General features: G+C 43.4%; 16 protein-coding genes and 1 riboswitch. Of the genes, 10 read left to right on the top strand and 6 right to left on the bottom strand.

The window, feature by feature from the left end; all coding sequences use genetic code 11:
• Positions 1–2: 2 nt before the first annotated feature.
• Entirely contained in the window at positions 3–1,409 is a 1,407-nt protein-coding gene (gene dnaA, locus D464_RS0104085; RefSeq protein WP_018910267.1) for a chromosomal replication initiator protein DnaA, read from the top strand.
• A 303-nt stretch (positions 1,410–1,712) separates the two neighbouring features.
• Here dnaA and D464_RS0104080 read toward each other — a convergent pair whose 3' ends face one another.
• The 4 genes from D464_RS0104080 to D464_RS0104065 form a co-directional block, all read right to left on the bottom strand.
• The gene (locus D464_RS0104080; RefSeq protein ID WP_018910266.1) at positions 1,713–2,501 is read right to left on the bottom strand and encodes a thiamine diphosphokinase; all 789 of its coding nucleotides are present in this window, start codon (positions 2,499–2,501) and stop codon (positions 1,713–1,715) included.
• A 39-nt stretch (positions 2,502–2,540) separates the two neighbouring features.
• Positions 2,541–3,152 (bottom strand): nicotinamide riboside transporter PnuC, encoded by a 612-nt coding sequence (pnuC, locus tag D464_RS0104075; RefSeq protein ID WP_024985786.1) that lies wholly within the window; start codon positions 3,150–3,152, stop codon positions 2,541–2,543.
• 179 nt (positions 3,153–3,331) lie between these two features.
• Entirely contained in the window at positions 3,332–5,716 is a 2,385-nt protein-coding gene (locus D464_RS0104070; protein WP_018910264.1) for a TonB-dependent receptor, read from the bottom strand.
• 23 nt (positions 5,717–5,739) lie between these two features.
• A riboswitch (TPP riboswitch) is annotated at positions 5,740–5,838 on the bottom strand.
• A gap of 82 nt (positions 5,839–5,920) precedes the next feature.
• Positions 5,921–6,535: an HU family DNA-binding protein gene (locus D464_RS0104065; protein WP_018910263.1), complete on the bottom strand. Its 615-nt coding sequence runs from the start codon at positions 6,533–6,535 to the stop codon at positions 5,921–5,923.
• 608 nt (positions 6,536–7,143) lie between these two features.
• On the opposite strand from D464_RS0104065, the gene D464_RS0104055 reads away from it, so the two are divergent.
• The 6 genes from D464_RS0104055 (at position 7,144) to D464_RS0104030 (ending at position 17,358) form a co-directional block, all read left to right on the top strand.
• Positions 7,144–8,118 (top strand): glycoside hydrolase family 130 protein, encoded by a 975-nt coding sequence (locus tag D464_RS0104055; protein WP_018910261.1) that lies wholly within the window; start codon positions 7,144–7,146, stop codon positions 8,116–8,118.
• 151 nt (positions 8,119–8,269) lie between these two features.
• Positions 8,270–10,528, top strand: a complete 2,259-nt coding sequence (locus D464_RS0104050) for a GH92 family glycosyl hydrolase (RefSeq protein WP_026284632.1) — start codon at positions 8,270–8,272, stop codon at positions 10,526–10,528.
• A 57-nt stretch (positions 10,529–10,585) separates the two neighbouring features.
• Complete coding sequence (locus D464_RS0104045; RefSeq protein WP_018910259.1) at positions 10,586–12,682, top strand: glycoside hydrolase family 20 protein; 2,097 nt, start codon at positions 10,586–10,588, stop codon at positions 12,680–12,682.
• A 677-nt stretch (positions 12,683–13,359) separates the two neighbouring features.
• Positions 13,360–15,510 (top strand): GH92 family glycosyl hydrolase, encoded by a 2,151-nt coding sequence (locus D464_RS0104040; RefSeq protein ID WP_018910258.1) that lies wholly within the window; start codon positions 13,360–13,362, stop codon positions 15,508–15,510.
• Between the two features lie 106 nt (positions 15,511–15,616).
• Positions 15,617–16,708, top strand: coding sequence for a phosphotransferase enzyme family protein (locus D464_RS0104035; RefSeq protein WP_018910257.1), 1,092 nt, complete (start codon positions 15,617–15,619; stop codon positions 16,706–16,708).
• Positions 16,705–17,358 (top strand): carbohydrate-binding family 9-like protein, encoded by a 654-nt coding sequence (locus D464_RS0104030; RefSeq protein WP_018910256.1) that lies wholly within the window; start codon positions 16,705–16,707, stop codon positions 17,356–17,358. The genes D464_RS0104035 and D464_RS0104030 overlap by 4 nt, the downstream gene beginning before the upstream one ends.
• Before the next feature lie 99 nt (positions 17,359–17,457).
• Here D464_RS0104030 and D464_RS0104025 read toward each other — a convergent pair whose 3' ends face one another.
• Positions 17,458–18,123 carry a DUF308 domain-containing protein gene (locus D464_RS0104025; RefSeq protein WP_018910255.1) on the bottom strand — a complete coding sequence of 222 codons (666 nt, stop codon included), beginning with the start codon at positions 18,121–18,123 and terminating at the stop codon, positions 17,458–17,460.
• Between the two features lie 83 nt (positions 18,124–18,206).
• Here D464_RS0104025 and D464_RS0104020 point away from each other — a divergent pair, with 83 nt between their 5' ends.
• Positions 18,207–18,725, top strand: coding sequence for a histidine phosphatase family protein (locus tag D464_RS0104020; RefSeq protein WP_018910254.1), 519 nt, complete (start codon positions 18,207–18,209; stop codon positions 18,723–18,725).
• Between the two features lie 620 nt (positions 18,726–19,345).
• On the opposite strand, the gene D464_RS0104015 is transcribed toward D464_RS0104020, so the two are convergent.
• Positions 19,346–20,257: a hypothetical protein gene (locus tag D464_RS0104015; protein ID WP_018910253.1), complete on the bottom strand. Its 912-nt coding sequence runs from the start codon at positions 20,255–20,257 to the stop codon at positions 19,346–19,348.
• A 341-nt stretch (positions 20,258–20,598) separates the two neighbouring features.
• Here D464_RS0104015 and D464_RS0104010 point away from each other — a divergent pair, with 341 nt between their 5' ends.
• Positions 20,599–22,191, top strand: a complete 1,593-nt coding sequence (locus D464_RS0104010) for a capsule assembly Wzi family protein (protein ID WP_018910252.1) — start codon at positions 20,599–20,601, stop codon at positions 22,189–22,191.
• 38 nt (positions 22,192–22,229) lie between these two features.
• The gene (locus D464_RS0104005; RefSeq protein WP_024985894.1) at positions 22,230–22,679 is read left to right on the top strand and encodes a lipocalin-like domain-containing protein; all 450 of its coding nucleotides are present in this window, start codon (positions 22,230–22,232) and stop codon (positions 22,677–22,679) included.

Here is a 22,679-nt window from a genome sequence, read left to right as displayed (position 1 = left end):
ATATGAACGTCAATCCTAAACAACTTTGGGATCAGTGTCTCCAGCTTATAAAGGAGAATGTTACCGAGCAGCAATACGATACTTGGTTCCGTCCGATAGTACTTCAATCCTATCAGCCGGCCAGTAAGACATTGTTGGTTCAGGTGCCAAGTCAGTTCGTATATGAATATTTGGAAGAGCATTACGTCCCTTTGTTGCGTAAGACTCTCATACGTGTCTTTGGTCAAGGGGTTCAATTGAGTTATCGTGTGATGGTCGATCAGGAGCATCACTTATCACAAGACTTACAACCAGACACAGTCGAAGAAATCTCCTCACAGAGACCTACTGCTCGTGGCAACCAAAGTCCTACGATTTTGGATGCAGTGCCTCAAGACCTTGATTCGCAACTTGATCCTCATAAGTCATTCACCAACTATATAGAAGGAGATAGCAATAAGTTGCCTCGTTCGATAGGACTTTCTATTGCAGAACATCCTAGTACAACGCAGTTCAATCCCATGTTTATTTATGGACCTTCTGGCTGTGGTAAGACACATCTAGTCAATGCCATTGGGTTGAAAGTCAAACAGCTTTATCCCGAAAAGCGTGTGTTATATGTTTCTGCACGCCTTTTCCAAGTGCAGTACACAGATTCTGTTAGACAGAACACCACCAATGATTTCATTAATTTCTACCAAACGATTGATGTCTTAATAGTGGATGATATACAAGAGTGGATCACTGCTACCAAGACACAAGACACTTTCTTCCATATCTTCAATCACCTTTTCCGCAACGGGAAGCGTATTATCTTAGCCAGTGACCGCCCCCCTGTAGATCTTAAAGGGATGAATGATCGTTTGTTGACACGTTTCTCTTGTGGTCTTATTGCAGAATTGGAGAAGCCAAATGTACAACTTTGTGTGGACATCTTGCACAATAAGATTAAGCGTGATGGGCTTAGTATCCCAGAGGACGTGATTAAGTTTATCGCAGAAACGGCTAATGGTAGTGTGCGAGACTTGCAAGGTGTTATCAACTCTCTCTTGGCTTATAGCGTTGTTTATAACAGTAACGTCGATATGCGACTGGCTGAACGTGTAATAAAGCGTGCTGTAAAGATCGATGATGAACCACTAACCATTGATGATATCTTGGATAAGGTTTGTACACACTTCAGCGTTACCACCTCTGCTGTCAACTCTCGTTCACGCAAGAAGGACATTGTAATGGCGCGTCAGGTAAGCATGTATATGGCACAGAAATATACGAAGATGCCTGCTAGTCGAATCGGTAAGTTGGTGGGAAACAGGGATCATAGTACAGTTATTCACAGCTGTTCTAAAGTAGAAGACAGGCTTAAGGTTGACAAAGGGTTCTATGCAGAATTGGCAAGTATAGAGAATTCCTTTAAGTTGAAAGCATAAGTTTTTTGTCAATGAGGGTTACAATGAAGCGTATAATTATTGTAACTTATTATTAGTAGATAGATGTGACTTAAAGTAGACCTAACTTCTTCTTATTTTCTAAATGGGCTTTGTGAATTAGGAAAAATAGTTTAATTTTCTCTGTAAAATATACTTAATCCCTTTGGAAAATAGACTATTTTTCGTATAAGAGACATCCTTCTTCAAGCTGTCTTGATACTTTCTCTGTTCTATATAAGGACTTTCTGAAAGTAAAGAAAGACTTTTAATCATTGGTAATGAGCAGCCTTTACGCAATAATTATTAAATGTTTCTATGTGTCCGATAGATTAAATAGTCTCCATCGGCATGGATAGTAAAGGATGTGGAAAGGGCTTCGTTCAGTGTTCCCTGCCATATTTCTGCGAAGGGGTATATGTCCCATTTGAGCCCTTCGCTACTTAGTTCCTTGCAAGAAGCATTGAAAATGCTTACTTGTTGACCTGCAAATGAAGAGAAGGTGTTTGTACCTGATGCAGGTACAAACCATCCGTAATCGGTCAACATGAGGGGGGCTATGCTTAGTTGACGATAGTAATAAAGCATTAAAGAGATATTCCCTAGTGTGTGATCCTCCCGTTTGCCAGTCGCCCCGAGGTAGCAGAAACGGGGACGGGTATGCGTAGATGCGTCCATCTTCAGATGTGAACGAGCAAAGAGAGTAGCCTTGGTGAGGTCGTTAAACTCCTGTTCCGATATATGATGATAGATGTGTGCATAGCGTTGTTTCAGCTCTTCAGGGAGAGAGTCGCCGTCGCCCACTACTGCCGTTGGCTCTATCTCATATTCAAGTAGATTCTTTAGTGCGCCATCACATACTATGAGATTATTCGCAGTGCGTAGGATGCGAAGGGGTAGGACGTGGGTGGGGAAGTCGCCAGCTGCAAGGATGACGGAGTTAAAGCCTCCCCAAGCCCCTCCGAAGGAGGGGATGTGCCTAGCGGAAGACACTTCCCCTAATGCCTCTGAAAGAAGGGAGTGCCTAACGGGGTGTTCGTTGGGGATGCGAGAATGTCGTTTGTCCTTGTTATTCTCTTTGTTATTGATAATCATTTGTTGTGTTGCTTTTATATGTTGTTGTGACTTTGCCTATTAGCACATCCCCTCCTTCGGAGGGGCTTGGGGAGGCTCCTTACCTATTCCTTTCGGCTTGGGGAGGTTTCCCCTCCACTTAAAGTACCCTGCCACGGCGATAATGGAATAGAGAGCATAGAGTCCTGCGGTGAAAGGAATTCCTTTATAAAGGTAGAGTCCTGCCAGTTCGATGTCGACGACAATCCATATCCACCACTGTTCGATGTATTTCTTTGCTAATGCCCACAGTCCGATGAAGCTGAGTGCATTACCGAAGCTGTCTAATACTGGTACGGTAGAGTTCGTGAACTTGATGAGGATGAGGTAGAGTGCGCCCCATAGGACGAGGAAGACAAGCAGTGAAGGGAGTATCAACCGACGAGGATAGTGTGTGATAGGAAGCTCCTCCGCCCCTTTCTTCCGTCCGAACTTCCAATACAAGAAGCCATAAATGGCTGCTAATGTATAATATATCTGCATTCCGAAGTCGGCATATAGCCCCGCCTCGTAATAGACAACCATATAGATGGCAGGCATAATAATACCCGTCAGCCAAAGCCATATACTCGCTTTGTATTCTTGATAGATGTAAATGAGGCCGACGATGCAGCCCAGCATGTCTAGTGTCATAATGATGGCCTCACCCCCAGCCCCTCTCCGATTGGAGAGGGGAGTGGAATGTGGCGTTTGCTAAGTTTATAATGTAATAGTTAAACTCGAATAGTAATCTTCTCATATATATGGTTTATCATTTAGGGAAGTCTCGGTATCTACTCCCCTCTCCAATAGGAGAGGGGGCGGGGGTGAGGCTAGAACTTCAACGCAACATTCCCCATGACATTAAAGCCTGCCATTGGGATAAAACCAATCTGCGTGTAACGGTTCTCGTTAGGGTGACCGTCATTGTCGAGGATAGAGCTATATACCCATCCGCTGGCAGCATAATGACGATTGAAGATGTTGTTAAGATTCACACCGAAGATAACTTCTTTCAAACCGATAAGACGCTTTGCAGGACGGAGAGAGTAGCTGATGTTGACATTCGTCTGCGAAAAGCAAGGTAATGAACGGGTTATGTTCTCGGTGTTATCGAGATACTGACGACTGACGAAGTTTGTATGCCATACAGCCTTAATGCCTTTGTAATGTAAATCGAGGAAACCATTGAGGATAGCTGATGGAGAGAACGCCAAAGTAGAGTGATTATAATGTATCTTGCGGAAAGAATCATCAAAGTTGACACTTGCCATCTCGTCGAAGTCCTTAATAACATTGCGACTTAACGCAGCGTTTCCTTCGACTGTCAACCATGACAACGGACTCCAGCCAGCTTCCAACTCGGCACCCATACGATAGCTGTTCTTGATGTTTGTGGTAAGATTCTCGCCGATGTCACTCTTCTCGCCAGTCTGCACAAACTGATTCGTATAGTCCATATAATAAAGGTTTACGCCAGCATGCCAGTTATTACCTGTGTACTGATAGCCAAGCTCTATATCCATCAATCGTTCTGGCGAAGGTGCAGGGTAACTACCATTGTTGGTAAAGTTATTGCGTTCAGGTTCACGGTTAGCATAGGCGATAGAAGCGTAAGCCTTGTGCCCATCGCGATAGTAACTTACGCCCGCTTTAGGATTGATAAAGTCATAATGCTTATTGATATTCAATAGTTGATTATGGTATCCGTTAGCACCCTTACGGAATCTATCATTTTTGCCATTGGTTCTATATTCCACGCGGCGATACTGAAGATCAATAAACGTATTCCAGTAGTTGTTAAAGTGGTAATTAGCTTTGAAGAAACCACTGTAATCGAACTTACGAGCGTCAGAAGAATAATACTTATAATCCTTGCCGTTAAGTCGGAACTTGTTGTCAACCTGTTGGTCTTTGATATAAGTAAGATATCCGAAGTGATCACCACGGAACTGTTGAAGGTTCAAGCCACCCATCACATCCCAGCTTTCATCTTTATAGTTGAGATTATAGATAACGCCGTAGGTGTGTTGTGACAAACCCTTACGACGCACGAGGTCAGTCTTTGCTATCTGCGTGCCAGTATTGTCGGTGAATTGCAAACCAAACTTAGCCAGCTTTGTTTTCCGTTTGAACTCGCTGTAATAACCATAACCATAAGTATAATGTATGGTTATGTTATGGCTCCAATGCTGTGCAGGATGAATGAGGAAAGAAAGGATGTTGTGATTCTGATAGAAGTTATCGGTAGTCTTCTTCCAAAACGAACCATCGCGCATCTTAAATCGTTCCGTTTGATAATTCCCAGCAGCATCTTTGACGAAAGCACCATTATTGTCTGTTTGCAAATACTCGTATAGGGAATTGAATTTGCCTAATCCTCTATCGTAAAGATCCTTGTAAGTTTTAATACCCGTATGTACTCCGAAAGTGCCATCCATCAAACTAAGATTATCGCTACCAGCGACAACTCCATTCCAAGCCTGCCCCGTCTTCTCAAAGTTTCCGATGTTCTTGTAGCTAATACGGAAGTTATCTCCTAACCAAGTCAAACCGCCATAGTAAGAACCCGACCGCCCGCTTGTGCCGTGGACATAACCATCAGTCGCTGTCTCGTGATATGCCCCATCAAAGATAAGATGATTGAAGAGCAAACCCGTTGAGAACTTCATTCCTGCGTTGTAAGTGTTATACGAACCGTATGATGCACTGACTTCTGCGCTCGGCGTCCGCATGGGTGAACTTGTCGCCAAAGAAACCGAACCGCCGAAAGCACCGTCGCCGTTTGTAGATGTTCCGATACCGCGTTGTATCTGAACACTTCCCATAAGCGAAGCATACGAATTCATGTTCGCCCAAAACACAGACTGATCTTCTGGCGAGTTTAAAGCCACACCGTCTAAGGTGATGTTAATGCGACTTCCTGCTGCGCCTCGTATGCGCATAGCGGCGGTACCCGTTCCTAATCCGTTCTCGCCCCAAGCCAATACGCCCGGCGTTTGAGCTAATAAGAAAGGTAATTCACGTCCCGTTTTAGAGAAAGCCTCAAGTTCTGATTTCTTGATGTTAGCCACTGCATAAGGAGCATTCTTTTGTACTCGAACGCCAGCTACGATTACTTCTTCCAAGTGCTGTTGTTTGAGCGTGTCAGTTACTTCCTGTGCCTTTGTCGTTGCTACACATGTTAATGCAGCAGTGAATAGGATAATTCTTTTCATATCCTTAGTAATGATATTAAAATACAAATAAGGGGAATTTTCCCTACGACGGCATTACCCGTATCAGGTCAATGGGTATATTCTCAGCAAGCCCAAACAGGCAAGCACCCCCTAACTTCCGCTTTGGAAGTCGGTGCAAAAGTAATACATTCTTATCAAACAACCAAAGAAAAGGCTGTAAATGCTATTAACTCGTTAACTTGTCTACTCGTTTACTTGTCCACTCCTCAACTCAAACAACTTTAGTCGGCGTGTCCCAATATTATGGATTCTGCCTGCCGCCTCCAATCGTTCAGCAATGCGATAAGCAGTAGAAGCGGAAAGATTGAGATACCGGCGGAAGTCGGCAATGGTAATGACAGACTTTGTGGCGAAAAGTTCCTCGAGAGCTTGGTCGATGTCTTCGGCTGTAGGAATGGAGGCATTGCCGTAATGATGAGTTTCGTTCTCGAATTTGGCAGAAAGGAGCTTATGCGCCATTTCACGATCGGGGCGGAACTTTATCGTTCGCACTTTCGGGTTACGCAATCGATGATTGTGTGTGCGCGGATCCTCGTACACCTCACCTTTCACAGCCAGTGAGAAATAACCGATACCCGGCAGATGGACAGCGTTACCGTCCAATAGTTGATTGGCTATTTCATCTCCCAGAGCCATAACCGTTGCGAAAACATCCGCTCGCGTAAGAGCCGTTGCACCTTGTATGTCGCGCCCAATGCGTTCCAATCCGATGGTCTGTCGCTCCATGATGATTGTACGGAATTCTGCCTTCTCTTTCAGCTTTCCGTAATTCTTTTGTAGTCTGTATTTGATGCTCATAACCTTTTATAATTTTGTTTTGTTCGTTTACTCTTCTTTTTCTTATGTACGTTTTCGCCGTCAGATACGCTTTCTTTTCCATTTGTAAGCATATTCTTTGGCTGTTTGATTCGTATATTTTCGCAGTCGGAAGCGTATTCCGTCATAATTATTCCCGTATTCCGTTATAGTTATTCTTGTATTCTATCATAATTTAATGCGTATCAAATTATATTTTCTCAACGCTGATGAAACATTTTCACTACGCTGAAAATATACTTTCACTACGCTGAAATTGTTTTTTCACTATGCTGAAAATGAAATTATATGCGTACAAAAGTATAACAAAATACGTATAAAAGCAAGAAAATATACGGATAAAATTATTATGCTTGCCGTATTCCCTTTCTTTTCTGCCCGTATTGCCCGTCTTCTCTATCCGTATTGCTTTCCTCTTTCTCCCGTATACACTTGTTTTTAAAGCGGTCGGATCAGTCTTTATATCCCGTTAATAAGTGTTTTTCCTAATTAAGGAATAATAAATTCTTATTCTATGTAGAAGTAAAAAGTTAACTTTGTTTGCGAAAATTGAGTGGTATTCACAAGCTAAAAACATAAAACTATTTATAATGAAAAGTATTAAGGATATATTACCTTGGGAGGAGCGTCCTGTTGGATGCAAGGATGTGATGTGGCGTTATTCAAAGAATCCAATCATTGACCGCTATCATATTCCAACATCAAACAGTATCTTCAACAGTGCTGTCGTACCATTTGAGGATGGCTTCGCTGGGGTGTTCCGTTGCGATAACAAGGCGGTGCAGATGAACATCTTCGCAGGTTTCAGTAAGGACGGTATCAACTGGGAAATTAATCACGAGCCTATTACGTTTGAGGCTGGTAACACTGAAATGATTGAGTCAGAGTACAAGTATGACCCACGTGTTACATGGATTGAGGATCGTTATTGGATTACTTGGTGCAACGGTTATCACGGACCAACGATCGGAATTGCTTACACCTTCGACTTTAAGAAGTTCTATCAGTGTGAGAATGCTTTCTTGCCATTCAACCGAAATGGCGTGCTCTTCCCAGAGAAGATTAACGGGAAGTATGCCATGTTGAGCCGTCCAAGCGATAATGGTCATACTCCTTTCGGGGATATCTATATCAGCTTCAGCCCTGACATGAAGTATTGGGGCGAACATCGTTGCGTGATGAAGGTGACTCCTTTCCCAGAGAGCGCATGGCAATGCACAAAGATTGGTGCTGGTTCAGTTCCTTTCTTGACCGATGAGGGCTGGCTTTTGTTCTATCACGGCGTAATCAACACTTGTAATGGTTTCCGTTATTCAATGGGTGCAGCTATCCTTGATAAGGACAACCCAGAGAAGGTGCTCTATCGTACTCGTCCTTACCTATTGGCTCCAGCAGCTACGTATGAATTGCAAGGAGACGTGCCAAATGTAGTCTTCCCATGTGCTGCTTTGCAAGATGGCGAGCGTGTTGCTGTATATTATGGTGCAGCTGATACCGTCGTTGGTATGACGTTCGGCTATATCAAAGAGATTGTTGAATTTACAAAGAACAATAGCATCTTATAAGTTTCAACCTACTTGTAAGACGGAGCTACGCACATCTTCGGTGTATTATCATATAATGTCAGAGATGTGCGTAGTCATTTTCTTATAGGCTCGCCATAGTCCTTTTCATTCATGTGCCATGGCAGCAATAACTATTAACTGCATGTTTTTTATGAGACCTAAACTCCTATTGGGAATCCTTATTTCCTTATCTTTTCTATCCTTGAGAGCTGCAGATAAGACAGGCGAGGAACCCGTTGATCTTGTTAATCCTTTCATTGGAACATCCAACTTCGGAACAACCAACCCTGGTGCTGTGTGCCCGAATGGTTTGATGTCAGTCGTTCCCTTTAATGTGATGGGTTCCGACTTGAATAAGTATGATAAGGATGCAAGATGGTGGTCAACACCTTATGAATATCATAATGTCTATTTCACAGGCTTCTCTCATGTGAACCTTAGTGGCGTAGGTTGCCCAGAAGTGGGCTCGTTATTGCTTATGCCAACGACGGGGAAGTTAGATGTAGACTATAAGAACTATGGTAGCACTTACGATAAGGAAGTAGCCCATCCCGGTTATTACTCGAACCATCTTACCAAATACGACATCAAGACCGAAGTAACCGCAACACCGCGCACCTCAGTAGCTCGCTTTACGTTCCCCAAAGGCGAGAGCCACGTTTTGTTGAACTTAGGCGAGGGGCTCACGAATGAGACGGGAGCCATGGTGCGGAAGGTAAGCAATACCGAGTTTGAGGGCATGAAGTTACAAGGAACCTTCTGTTATAACCCACAGGCAGTGTTCCCTATCTACTTCGTTATGCGCATAAGCAAAAAGCCTTTAGAGTCGGGCTATTGGAAGAAACAACGTGCTATGACAGGCGTTGAGGCAGAATGGGATGCAGACAATGGCAAGTATAAGCTCTATAAGAAGTATCAGAAAGAGTTATCGGGCGATGATATAGGAGTATGGATGAACTTCGATACAGATGCTAACGAGCAAGTAGAAGTACAGATGGGCGTATCATTTGTCAGTATTGCAAATGCACGAGAGAATCTCAATGCCGAACAGCATGGAAAGAACTTTGACGCCATCTACAATGCCGCTCGCAAGCAGTGGAATGATGACCTTTCTCGTATCCTCGTTGAAGGAGGCACGAAGACGGAACGCACCATCTTCTATACCGCCTTGTACCATACCCTCATCCATCCTAACATCCTACAGGACGTCAATGGGCAATATCCAGCAATGGAGAGCAACGATATTCGCACCATAAAAGAGGGCAACCGCTATACCGTCTTCTCGCTTTGGGACACTTACCGCAACGTGCATCAGTTGCTTACCTTAGTCTATCCAGAACGTCAGCGTGATATGATTCGTACAATGATTGATATGTATGACGAACATGGATGGATGCCGAAGTGGGAACTCTTTGGTCGCGAGACTTACACCATGGAAGGCGACCCAGCGATTCCCGTCATCACCGATTCGTGGCTCAAGGGCTTGCGTGGTTACGACATCAATAAGGCATACGAGGCTTTCCGTAAGTCTGCGCTAACGAAAGGTAGCGATAATCCGTTGCGCCCAGATAATGATGAGTATATGCAGAAAGGCTATGTTGCTCTGCACGAACAATATGATAACTCGGTCTCTCACGCACTGGAATATTACATTGCAGATAATGCGCTATCACGTTTAGCAGCTGCCTTAGGCAAGAAAGCTGACGCCAAACTCTTCTATGATCGCTCGTTAGGTTATCGCCATTATTACAGCAAGGAGTATGGCGTATTCCGCCCCATCATGCCCGATGGTAGCTTCTATAAGCCCTTTGACCCTAAGCAGGGAGAGAACTTCGAGCCGTCACCTGGCTTCCACGAGGGCAATTCTTGGAACTATTCGTTCTATGTGCCACATGATGTGAAAGGCTTAGCAAAGCTGATGGGAGGTCAGAAGTCATTCGTCGATAAGTTACAGAGCGTCTTTGATAAGGGATATTACGACCCTGCCAATGAACCCGATATTGCTTATCCTTACCTCTTCTCATATTTCAAGGGTGACGAGTGGCGTACACAGGTACAGACACGCAGACTCTTGAAGGAATATTTCAAGAATGCGCCAGAAGGCATTCCTGGTAATGACGATACGGGAACCATGTCAGCTTGGGCAGTCTTCAATATGATAGGATTCTATCCCGATTGCCCTGGCGACCCCTATTACACCCTCACATCCCCCGTCTTTGACAAGGTAACCATCCGTCTGGATAAGGCGCAGTGGGGTAGGGACAAGCTCGTTATTGAGGCTGTGCACCCTAATCCCGATGACGTTATCATCAGTAAGATGGAATTAGGTGGTAAGGCGTGGAACCAATATCGCATCAGTAATGAAGAGCTCTTGAAGGGCGGAGTATTAAAGTTTTATTTAAAGAAATAAGGTGGGTCATTCGAGGCTAATTCCTATCGTATATCCCACCACAACGACACTATATTCATGATTAAAAAAGTATTTATAGGCGCAGCATTCTTGCTGTTATCAGCGTCAATCACACAACCTGTCAGTGCGCAGAGCATTATCCCTCAACCCGAGAATATCACTCGTCAGCAAGGCACTTTCACATTGGCTAAGGGGCTACAAGGCGTGACCAATCTTAAAGGAAAGGACTTCAAGATACTGAATCAGTACACCTCAGATGTAATGAATATTCCGTTCTCATCCGTAAAGAATCCCTCTGCTGATGCACCCTTGCGCCTCATCTGTACTGGTACGGAACAGGAGGCGGCGATGGCGGCAGATAGCGTAAGCCTACAAGAGTATGAGTTAAATGTTACCCCAACAGCCGTGACCATACAGGCGAGAACTCCTATGGGACTTTTCTATGGTTTGCAAACACTACGACAGCTGGAGAAGGATCGCCAGATTCCTTGTGTAAAGATAACAGATACACCCCGTTTCGCTTATCGTGGTCTGATGATAGACTGCTCAAGACACTTCTGGTCGAGTGATGAAATCAAGAAGCAATTGGACGCTATGGCGTATTTCAAGCTCGACAGATTCCACTGGCACCTCACTGACGGCGGCGGATGGCGCATGGAAGTGAAGCAATATCCACGCCTAACAGAGGAGACTGCCTATAGAACAGAATCTGACTGGACGAAGTGGTGGAACGGAAAGAACCGCCAGTATTCGCCTAATCCTAGCCGCCTTGTATGTTGGAAGGGAATGAATATACATGGTGGCTATTACACGCAGGACGACATTAAAGAGATTGTCGATTATGCCGCTGCACGCCATATCACCATCATACCAGAGATTGAAATGCCTGGGCACAGTGATGAGGTTGTCTATGCTTACCCTGAGTTGTCATGTACGGGTAAGCCCTATACTCAGTCAGATTTATGCGTAGGGAAAGAACAGACCTATACTTTCATGGAGAATGTATTGAAAGAGGTAATGCAACTCTTCCCTTCAAAGTACATTCACATAGGAGGCGATGAGGCGGAACGCCGCACATGGAAGACGTGCCCCGACTGTCAGCGTGTAATGAAGGACTATCATCTAAAGGACGTAGCCGAGTTACAGAGTCATTTCACTCACCGCATAGAACGCTTCCTTAACGATAATGGTAGAAAGCTCCTCGGATGGGATGAAATCATGGAAGGCACTTTAGCTCCCAATGCCGCTGTCATGTCATGGCGTGGCACTGAAGCAGGATTGACTGCCGCTAAGAGTGGGCACCACGTGGTCATGGCACCGCAAGAGTTCTGCTATTTGAATATGTATCAGGATGACCCAATGACGGAACCAAAGGCGCAAGGAGGATATACGAGATTGGAGAAGACTTACAACTATGACCCTATCCCAGCGGCTTATAAGGGTACGTCTTTGGAGAAATATATCGATGGTGTACAGGGTTGTGTATGGACGGAATTTATAGAGAAGCCTGACCATCTAGAGTATATGATATACCCCCGATTGCTTGCATTAGCCGAGACGGGATGGACGAAGCAACGTACAGGCTATGCCGACTTCCGTCAACGAGTAATTACAACAACTGATGCACTCAAACGTGCTGGCTATAATGCTTTCGACATTCGAAAAGAGAAAGGCGCACGCCCTGAAAGCCGTTCCATCGTGCAGCATGAAGGTTTGGGTAAACCCGTGACCTATCTCGGTCGATACGCTGAGAAATATCGTGCAGAAGGCGATAGTACGCTGACCAATGGACTGTGTGGAGACTGGGGCTACCTTGAGGGAAGATGGCAGGGCTTTATAGATAGCACCGGCGTTGACGTGATTGTAGACATGGGGAAGGTAACTGATATTAAGGATGTGGAAGCCAACTTCATGCACCAGTTGGAGGCTGTCATCTATGTTCCTAACACCATAACCCTACTTGTCTCAAAGGATGGAAAGAAGTTTACCACAATAGATGAGACGCTCCCTGGTATCAAGACAAGCAGCGATTACCTTGTTTACCCCTATCGCTGGAAGGGTTCGGTACAGGCGCGTTATGTGCGTTTGAAAGCCACCTCGCGTGAGCCAGATGCGTGGATCTTCACAGACGAAATCATCATTAATAAGAAGTAAAGGTCGTATTTCATTACTATTAAATCGACGATCCTATCTAAAGGAAATGAGGGCTTGGCATGAAGAGTGCCAAGCCTTCATGCGTTATAAGCCTTTCGCAATCGCATGATATGCAAACTTTATACATACGTGTTACTTCTGTATCATCCTAATGATATTCCAGTATCATCCTAATGATATTCCAGTATCATCCTAATGATATTCCAGTATCACCCTAATGATACTCCAGTATCACCCTGATGATATTCCAGTATCACCCTGATGATACTCCAGTATCACCCTGATGATACTCCATGATACGATAAAGTCGGCGGAGAGATATCCCCTCTATGGTTTCTCCCTTTCGTATCGTTTACTCTCTCATTTTTATACTATGCAATGACATTTGTTATTGAAATGTTTTGATATGTCATTAATAGTTGCTAAATTTGTCTCATCAATATAACTTAAAACAGTGGTACTAGCCAGCCTAATTAGTCCAACGGGATTATAACTTAAACTTTATCAGTAAGTTAGTGAGCAGAAATATTACCCTCTCTTTTATTCGTAAAGGATATTCCGTTATGGCTCTCTCTATGTACCCGTTCAGTAAGTGAATATTCTTTTCAATCATAGACAGTAGAACTCCCGATGCGGAGTAGAGTCATTCTGTCATCATAAATAGTATTTATAACTTTATGAAGAAAATCTTTTTGACTGCTGCTGTAGCGCTAGCAACAATCTTCTCTGTTAGTGCACAAGACTACGCGCAGTATGTGAATCCTTTCATTGGTACAGGTGGTCATGGTCATGTCTTCCTAGGTGCTAATGTTCCATTTGGTAACATTCAAGCAGGTCCAACGCAAAAGAAACAAGGTTGGGATTGGTGTTCAGGCTATCATTATAGCGATTCTACGGTGATTGGCTTCGGGCAGATGCACCTTAGTGGTACGGGTATTGGCGACTTGGGTGATGTCTCTCTATTACCTATGACCAACCCTTCACAGCGTGAAGTGAAGTTCTCGCATAGAGCAGAGTATGTCCGTCCCGGTTATTATTCGGTGATGTTAGCTTCAGGAATTAGGGTAGAGTTGACCGCAACCCAACGTGTAGCCTTTCATCGTTACTCATTCCCAGCCGATGCTACAAAGGGCTATATAGCTTTGAATCTCGCACAAGGGATTGGATGGGATAAGATGACTTCTTGCAAGTTCAAGCAGGAGTCAGATAAGACCATCACAGGATTCCGCTTGTCTGAAGGATGGGCTAAAGACCAGCGAGTTTACTTTGTTGCGGAGTTTTCAGAGCCTGTTAAACTTGAAGAGAATGAGCGTGATACAATAGGAATATTCTCGGTTGCATCAACCAGTCAGCCTCTTTTAGTGAAGGTTGGTATATCTGCTGTTAGCGTAGAGAATGCTCGAGAGAATCTGCAACAGGAGCTTCCTGGATGGAACTTTGCAAGTGTTGTGTCTAAAGCGAATGCCGATTGGAATCGTGAGCTAAGTAAGATTGCAATTAAGACACAGGACGAGCGTGCGAAACGTATATTCTATACAGCACTTTATCATACGATGATAGCCCCTTCAGTGTTTAGTGATGTGAATGGAGAGTATCGTGGGGCAGATGGTAAGACGCATAAGGGTGACTTCACTGATTACACCACCTTCTCTCTCTGGGACACTTATCGTGCAGCCTTCCCCTTGATGACGCTTATTCAACCAGAGATGCAACGTGATCTTGCGGAGACAATGCTACATATCTTCAAGCAGCAAGGTAAGCTCCCTGTTTGGCACTTGATGGGTAATGAAACAGACTGTATGGTGGGTAATCCTGGCATTCCTGTACTTGTAGATATTGCTTTGAAAGGATTTAATGTGGATAAGAAGGCTGTCTTTGAAGCTGTTAAAGCCTCTGCAATGAGAGATGAACGAGGTATGGGACTATTGAAGAAATACGGTTATATTCCTTGTGATCTCGACCCAGAGAAGGAGACGGTTGCTAAGGGATTAGAGTATGCGCTCGCCGATGCTTGTATAGCCAAACTTGCTAAGCAGTTGGGTAAGACAGAGGATTATAAGTACTTCTACAAGCGTAGCCAGTCCTATCGTGACTTCTATTTCGATAAGCAAACAAAGTTCATGAGAGGCGTTACTTCCGACCATAAGTTCCGTGAGCCATTCGATCCATTCAGCACGGTTCATCGTCAGGATGACTATACTGAGGGTAATGCTTGGCAGTATGTTTGGTTAGTTCCACATGATGTTCACGGGCTTGTTTCAGCCTTTGGTGGGGAGAAACCATTCGTCTCTAAGCTCGATTCACTATTCATTGTCAATGGTGATATGGGTGCTGATGCCTCACCAGACATTACTGGTTTAATTGGTCAATATGCGCATGGTAACGAGCCAAGTCACCACATCCTCTATATGTATAACTATGTTGGGCAACCTTGGAAAGGGGCTGACAAGATACGTTATGTCTTGGCTAACTTGTATCATGATGACTTTGATGGTTTGAGTGGAAATGAGGATGTTGGACAGATGTCAGCATGGTATATCCTGTCTTCGGTAGGCTTCTATCAGGTTGATCCAGCTGGTGGTCGTTATGTCTTTGGATCGCCACTCTTCGATGAAGCAACATTGAATGTTGGTAATGGAAAGACTTTCCGTGTAGTTGCGCATAACAATAGTTCCGAGAATAAGTATATACAAAGTGCGAAGCTGAATGGCAAGCCTTATACTCGTTCTTACATTGACTTCAAGGATATAGTACGTGGTGGAACACTCGAATTTGTTATGGGTAATAAGCCTTCGCAATTCGGTGTTAAGCCTTCTGATCGCCCTTAGGCAATATCAAACGCTAGTTAAATAACCTATCCGATACTCATGACTCTATGTCATTGAAAGCCTTTGGCGAGTCATGGGTATCGACCTTTAATTACTTAATCAAGCTATGACTGATTTTAATAACGTGGTTTCTCAGTTCCGTATAAACGGCATTGTAGAAAGTGTGAGTCCTATTGGTAACGGGCTAATTAATGAGACGCTGCGAGTGTCAACAATAGGAAAATCTACTCCTGATTATATACTGCAACGCATTAATGATGCCGTCTTTACCGATGTAGAACTCCTACAACACAACATTGAACTTGTTACTTCTCATATTCGCCAGAAGCTGATTCAACAGGGAGAACAGGATGTTGATCGCAAGTGCTTACAGTTTATTAAGACCACAGATGGGCGCACTTATTATCAAGATGTGTATGGTCGTTACTGGCGAATGAGCGTCTTTATCCCTGATTCTGTTACTAAGGAAGAGGTGAATCCAGATAGTGCTTTCTGTTGTGGAGAGACCTTTGGCAATTTCGAGAAGATGTTAGTCGACTTGAAAGAACCGCTTGGTGAGATTATACCGGACTTCCATAACATGGAGTTGCGCATACGTCAGTTGCAGGAAGCAGTTAGTGCTGATGTTAAAGGGAGAGTGTCCAGTGTGCAGGATATCATCGATGAATTGTATCGTAATGCGGATGAGATGTGCCTTGCCGAACGCCTTTATCGTAAGGGAGTATTGCCTAAGCGCACTTGTCACTGCGATACAAAGGTTAATAACATGCTCTTTGATACATCTGGAAAGGTGCTTTGCGTGATAGATCTGGACACTGTTATGCCTAGCTTTATATTCTCTGATTATGGTGACTTCTTGCGTACTGGAGCTAATCATGTTGCTGAAGACAGTGACAATTATCAAGCAGTTGGACTCAAGGAAGACATTTTTAAATCCTTCACAGAGGGGTATCTTAGTAGTGCGGGGAGCTTTTTAACGGAAGTTGAAACCAGTCATTTACCTTATGCAGTAGCCCTTTTCCCCTTTATGCAGTGCGTTCGTTTCCTTGCCGACTACCTTAATGGGGATGTTTACTTTAAGACTAAGTACGCTGAACACAACCTTGTTCGCTCAAGCAACCAGCTCTTGCTCTATCGTGATGTGCGTCGGCATGACCAGATGATGGCTGACTTTGTTCAGAAAACATTAAAACAATGAAACAATTAGAAGTACGAAGAATAGACGATCAGCAGGTTAATGCTGCTGATATCCCAGCTCTTTTTAGAGCTGAAAAGGTTACTTATCAGAAAATAGATACAGTTAATTGGGCTGCTGATTACCCTTATTGCCCACAAGTAGAATTTGCGATTGCGCATAAGAATGACGCTATCTTGCTCCATTATCGGGTGGAAGAAGATTGTGTGAGAGCCGTCTCTGGAATCGACTTAGGTCCTGTTTGGGAAGACTCCTGCTGTGAGTTCTTTGTCAGTCCAGATGTAGAAGGAGGCTATTATAACCTTGAAACCAATTGTATAGGAACTGTTTTGCTTTGCAATGGACAAGGTCGTGAGAACCGAGCAAAGGCTCCATTTGATGTTTTGAGGGCTATTGAGCGTTGGTCATCACTGGGTCGTGAACCCTTTGAAATGAAAGAGAACAAGCAGAAATGGGAACTTGCTTTGGTTGTCCCAGTCGCTTCTTTCTTCCGTCATAACCTAAAGAACCTCTCCGGGAAGACAATGCGTGCTAATTTCTATAAGTGCGGTGACAAGACAACAAAGCCTCATTTCCTATCGTGGAATCCGATAGACTTGCCAGCACCCGACTTCCATCGCCCCGACTTCTTTGGTGAGATTAGATTCTTATAGAGTGTTCTTCACTTGAGTATCAGTGCTCATAATCACTGATAAAAGTTAATAATCAGTAAGCAGCTAACCTGTGTTTCCGGGTTAGCTGCTGTTTGTTTGTTATGTTGTAGGCTTCTCTTCTTCTATGATTTCAGCGTCTTCAATATCCTCATTAGCGAGTTTGAAGCCTTCAACAATCTTACTTTCTTCTACTTTCTCAAACGCTTTTCGAATATAATAATTACGTATAGAGAAGAGCAATTCGATAACTCCATAACACATGAAAGCCCATCCTATCACTTTTAATGGTAGTGCCGCTGCCTCTATTGGTTTGTGTATTGAGAAGATAGCGACAATCAAGATGAGGGTAGGGAGAAGCCAGAGATAGACAGGGACATGCGCATACTGCTTTGAACGGGCAAGTATTATGAACAAGTTAATAGCACCGAGAATGAGCAAAGCAGCAAGGATATAGACCATACCAATAACGAAGGTGTCAGGCATAAAAGCCAAGATGATACCCAAGACAACGCTTCCAACACCTGCAAGAGGGAATGAAGGCGACTTCAAAGCATCTGTCTCCTCCTTCTCTGCTTTTGCTTTCTTTTTCTCAATACGTTCCTTCTCTACATAGTAGATAATGCATGAGACGGCTCCCGAAAGGAAGAAGAGTAAACCAATAGTAATGGTTAACCATGTCATTGCTCCTTGGTTGTATTTCACCAAAAGGAAGCCCGTCACTGCCATAAGGATTGCTCTTATAGCTGATATTTGTAGTACTTTCATGGCTACAAAAATACAAAATAATCTCTATTCCAAGGCTTTACTCGTAAACTATTTGTTACTTTTGCACGAAAAAGACGTAATAGATGACATTGTTATACTTAGTTCGGCATGGTGAAACAATCGATAACGTGCATCGTATCATGCAAGGACAAACACAAGGGAAATTGAATGATAACGGCATAAAACAGGCTGAGGAAGTGGCAGAGAAACTCAAGGCTGAACCAATAAATGCTTTCATTGCAAGTGATTTAAGGCGCAGTATTCATACTTGTGAGATTATTGCTGCACCGCATCATCAGCCTGTTCGCATTACACCCCTGTTGCGTGAGCGTGATTGGGGAGCCTTTACTGGCAAGTACATTCCCGACTTATCCAATCTGAAGAATCCTGCTTTATGGCCAAAGGATATTGAGAGTATTGATGCAATAAAGGCTAGGGCAGCAGAGTTTATAGCGTGGTTACGCACGGAATATCCTAATCAAAAGGTACTTGCCGTTGGGCATGGTATCATCAATAAGGCTATCCAAAGTGTCTATTATGATAAGCCGATGAATGAGATTTTACCGATGAGCAATGCTGAAATTCGTATGCTTGAACTATAGATATAATGCTAAGTCAAGCCACATGAAGCCTCTCTTTCTCCTGTTACAAGGCTCTTTCTTTAATGCTGTTAGACCTTAGTTAAAAGGTAGTGAACCGTCTTTTATTCTTGAGAAGAGCCTTCCAGACAGGAAATAATAGTTTATTTTTATCTGACGGTTATATTATATAATCCATAAAAATAGATTATTTTTATATTCATGAGTACGTTTCCTCCAGTATAGATAAGTGTCGCAAGCCAATTTGATAAGCATGTTTAATGTCATAGAAGTAGGTTAGTAGCAGATGAATTGATGGTTAAGAGCAGGAGGAAGGAACATAATTAAAGAGGAGCGTCACATCCCGTGAGGCTCCTCTTTCCTTCATTTAAATAACTCTCTGATTGTTACATCTCTATTAATCCTTAGTGTTCTCTTCTCTTTCTTGCGAGAACCTCTTTCACAAACTTATACCTTTTAAGATGAACTAATTACTCTCTAGCGTTTAGTGTTTAGTATTTAAACCTTCTTGAGAACTGTTCGTTGGTAGTTCTCTTGCTATGTGTTGTAACTCTCTAAAGTAAGTTTTTTAGTGGCCGCTTTAGTCATTGTCTTGTATTTATAACTCTCTTTTGTTACCTTATCTATCTGTGTCCTCCGAAGACAGAACCGCTGTTTGAGGTACTTCCACCCGTTGATCGGCTTCCTCCGAAAGATGAACCATTCCCGAAACTGCCTTGCGGTGTACTGAATGAAGGGCTTGGATTGCTAAAAGTTGATCTCGGGCTATCGAAAGAACGAGTTGGTTCATTACCCCTAGTAGCGTTTCCGAAGCTATGATTAGCACCAAATCCACTGTTGTTGTTAGGGCGTGTTACGGTTGTACGAGTCGAACTCTCACGTGGCTCATAAGTACGAGTCATACCCTGCGGACCATCGAATGTGCTGCGTTGTTGGTTCCCGAAGCTGCGTGGACGACCGTTTTGTTGGAAGCTATTGTCGTATGAGCTGTAACCGTTGTAACCCCTATCATAGTAGCCACGGTTGAAGCTGTCACGCATACCATAGTAGTTACTATTGTTCCTTCCATAGAAGAGGTCTCTGCCATAATACCAACTCCTGTCACCATTCATGCGCCAGCTGTGAGCACCACGATAGGCTGAATAGAAGCTAGGACGACCGAAGTAATAGTAATCGCGGCATGGATATCTTGCGTAAACACTGAAGTGCCAGTAGCCTGCATCCCATCTTAATGGACGATAAAAGTAGTTTGCTTCCATGTAAGCTCTGTATTGCCAGTCACAGAGGATATAGTTGAAGTCCATATTACGATGTGTCCAGTTAGCTCCGTAAAGATCAACCATTGAGTTGACACTCATCAGATAATCGAGATTAATCTCGTATGCTGCTTCGTATTGTTCTTCGGTCAAATTCAGTTCATAAGCCATCTTGTCTGTTAGAAAGAGGGCTTGTATGCGAGCTTGCTCGTAACTCATAGCATTTGCAGAAGCACTGAGAACGAGTGTCGCAATGAGTGTTAATATAAGCTTCTTCATACTTTCTTCGATCTTTGTTGATGATTATTAGGGATGTTTGGAAGCGTTTAGAACTCCTTTCCCTGTCCTCGTGATGCAAAGGAACGAATAATATTCAGCATACTAAAAGGATTTCCCCTACACTGAGGGGGATTTTCCCTAAAGGTGTATTGAGTGTTGGTAAGGATTGATGTGCCCCTTATATAATAAGGTGTAAGGCTTTGGTAGTTGGTAAGTCATTTGTTTGTTAGTTCTCTTTTTTTTATTAACTTTGCATGAGATAATGCGTGTGTAGATGGCAGAAGTGTTGTTTTTCTTCTCTTTGCACAGCCTATGTCTATTTTGATAATCAGCTTTTTTATATGAAAAAACTACTTTTATCCTTGGTTGTCTTTCTATTGGCAAGTGCATTGAAAGCGCAGTCTTGGGAGGTAAACAATAGAGATACTGCTCGTGTGCAGTTGCTTAAAGGCTTAGAATATAAGGTGGAATTACAAGGGAGCTTATCGAAAGGGAAGACTCCGTTGTGGCTGAATGCCAATAAGTACGGACTAAGTTCTTTGGAGGCAACAAATGGTTATGTGCGAGGAGCAGTGGAACGTCCTTTGAGCGTGGATGCTGGTAATAAGTTTGGTATTGGCTATGGTGTAGATGTCGTCGCACCCGTTAATTACACCAGTAAGGCAGTCATTCAGCAAGCCTATATAGAAGGTCGTTGGTGGCATGGAACACTAACTATTGGTGCAAAAGAACAACCGATGGAGCTGAAGAATGCCGATTTTAGTACTGGATCACAGACCTTGGGCATCAATGCTCGACCTGTTCCTCAAGTGCGGTTAGCACTTGGTGACTATTGGACATTGCCTTTCGCTAATGGTTGGTTGCACCTGAAAGGACATATAGCATACGGTAGGATGACCGATCAGAATTGGCAACATGACTTCACACACATGCAGTCGAAGTATTCTGATAAGGTGCTTTATCATTCTAAAGCTGGCTACTTAAAGATTGGAAATGAGGACGTGTTCTGTCCGTGGTCATTAGAGATGGGGTTAGAGATGGTGTCCCTTTTTGGTGGTACATCCTATCTTCCTGATGGGCATGGTAACCTTGTTCCATCTAAAGGAGGAACTGGAGTGCGTGATTTCTGGAATGCTTTTCTACCTGGAGGAGCCGATAATGGAGAGACAACTTACCAAAACGTGGAGGGCGATCAGCTGGGTAGTTGGGTGATGCGATTGAATTATGAGGGTGATTGGAGTCGTTTCTCCTTCTATGCGGATAAGTTCTTTGAAGATCATTCGTCCATGTTCCAGCTTGATTATGATGGTTATGGCGAGGGGACGGAATGGCAAGAAAAGAAGAAACGACGCTATTTGTTGTATGATTTTAAGGACTGGATGTTAGGCTTTGAATATGAGTATAAGCCTGACAACTGGCTGAATAACGTCGTAGTTGAATACCTTTATAGTAAGTATCAGAGTGGTCCTATCTATCATGACCACACTATCACGGTGCCTGATCATATAGGAGGAAGGGACAACTTCTATAATCACTATATCTTCCCGGGCTATCAACATTGGGGGCAGGGAATGGGTAATCCACTCTATCGGTCGCCTATTTATAATGAAGATGGTACTATATTCTTCAAGGACAACCGCTTTGTAGCATTCCACTTAGGCTTGGGTGGTCATCCTTCTGATTGTTTGAAGTGGCGTTTCTTGGCAACTTGGCAAGAGGGATTGGGCACTTATGAGAAGCCTTATACGCATAAGAAGCATAATGTGAGTTTGTTAGGTGAGGCTGTATATAGGCTTCGTAGTGATATAAAATCTAAGTGGTTGCAGGGTACGGAAGTAAAGTTGGGCATTGGAGCCGACTTCGGTGGTATTCTTGAAGGACCTAATTATGGCTTACAGCTAACGCTCTGTAAGCGTGGATTATTCGGTAAGTAAAATCGTAATGGTTGAATAATAATAATGTAGAAAAAGATATGTTTAAATCAAAGATATTAGTATTTTTATTGCCAGTATTGGCTTACCTCTTCACTTCATGTAGCTTGGAAACAGATAACGACGCAGGAGATTTAGAGGGAATGTGGCATTTGGTTAAGATAGAAGAACCTGCGACAAGTACAAACACAGATGTGAGTAATAAACTAATCTTCTGGTCGTTTCAGGCGAAACTACTGCAATTAGAAGATAAGACAGGCGCGCACAGCAGTTATCTCTATCGTTTTAATATTAACAACAATCAGTTGGCTCTGTCCTCACCTTACCTCTTTGATCGTGAAAATGGCGATCATCCGCTTACGACCTATGATACTTCTTTAGCTTTATATGGCATTAAAACTATAACACCAACACTACAGATTGAAAGTAAGAAGAAAGGTCAGTTGATATTAAGTGATGGCAGTGTGAAGCTCTATTTCGATAAGTTTTAA

Origin of the sequence: Prevotella veroralis DSM 19559 = JCM 6290 (genome assembly GCF_000377625.1) — a bacterium.
In the GTDB taxonomy this organism is placed as follows: Bacteria; Bacteroidota; Bacteroidia; order Bacteroidales; family Bacteroidaceae; genus Prevotella; species Prevotella veroralis.
This window is presented reverse-complemented; position numbering and strand designations above follow the sequence as displayed.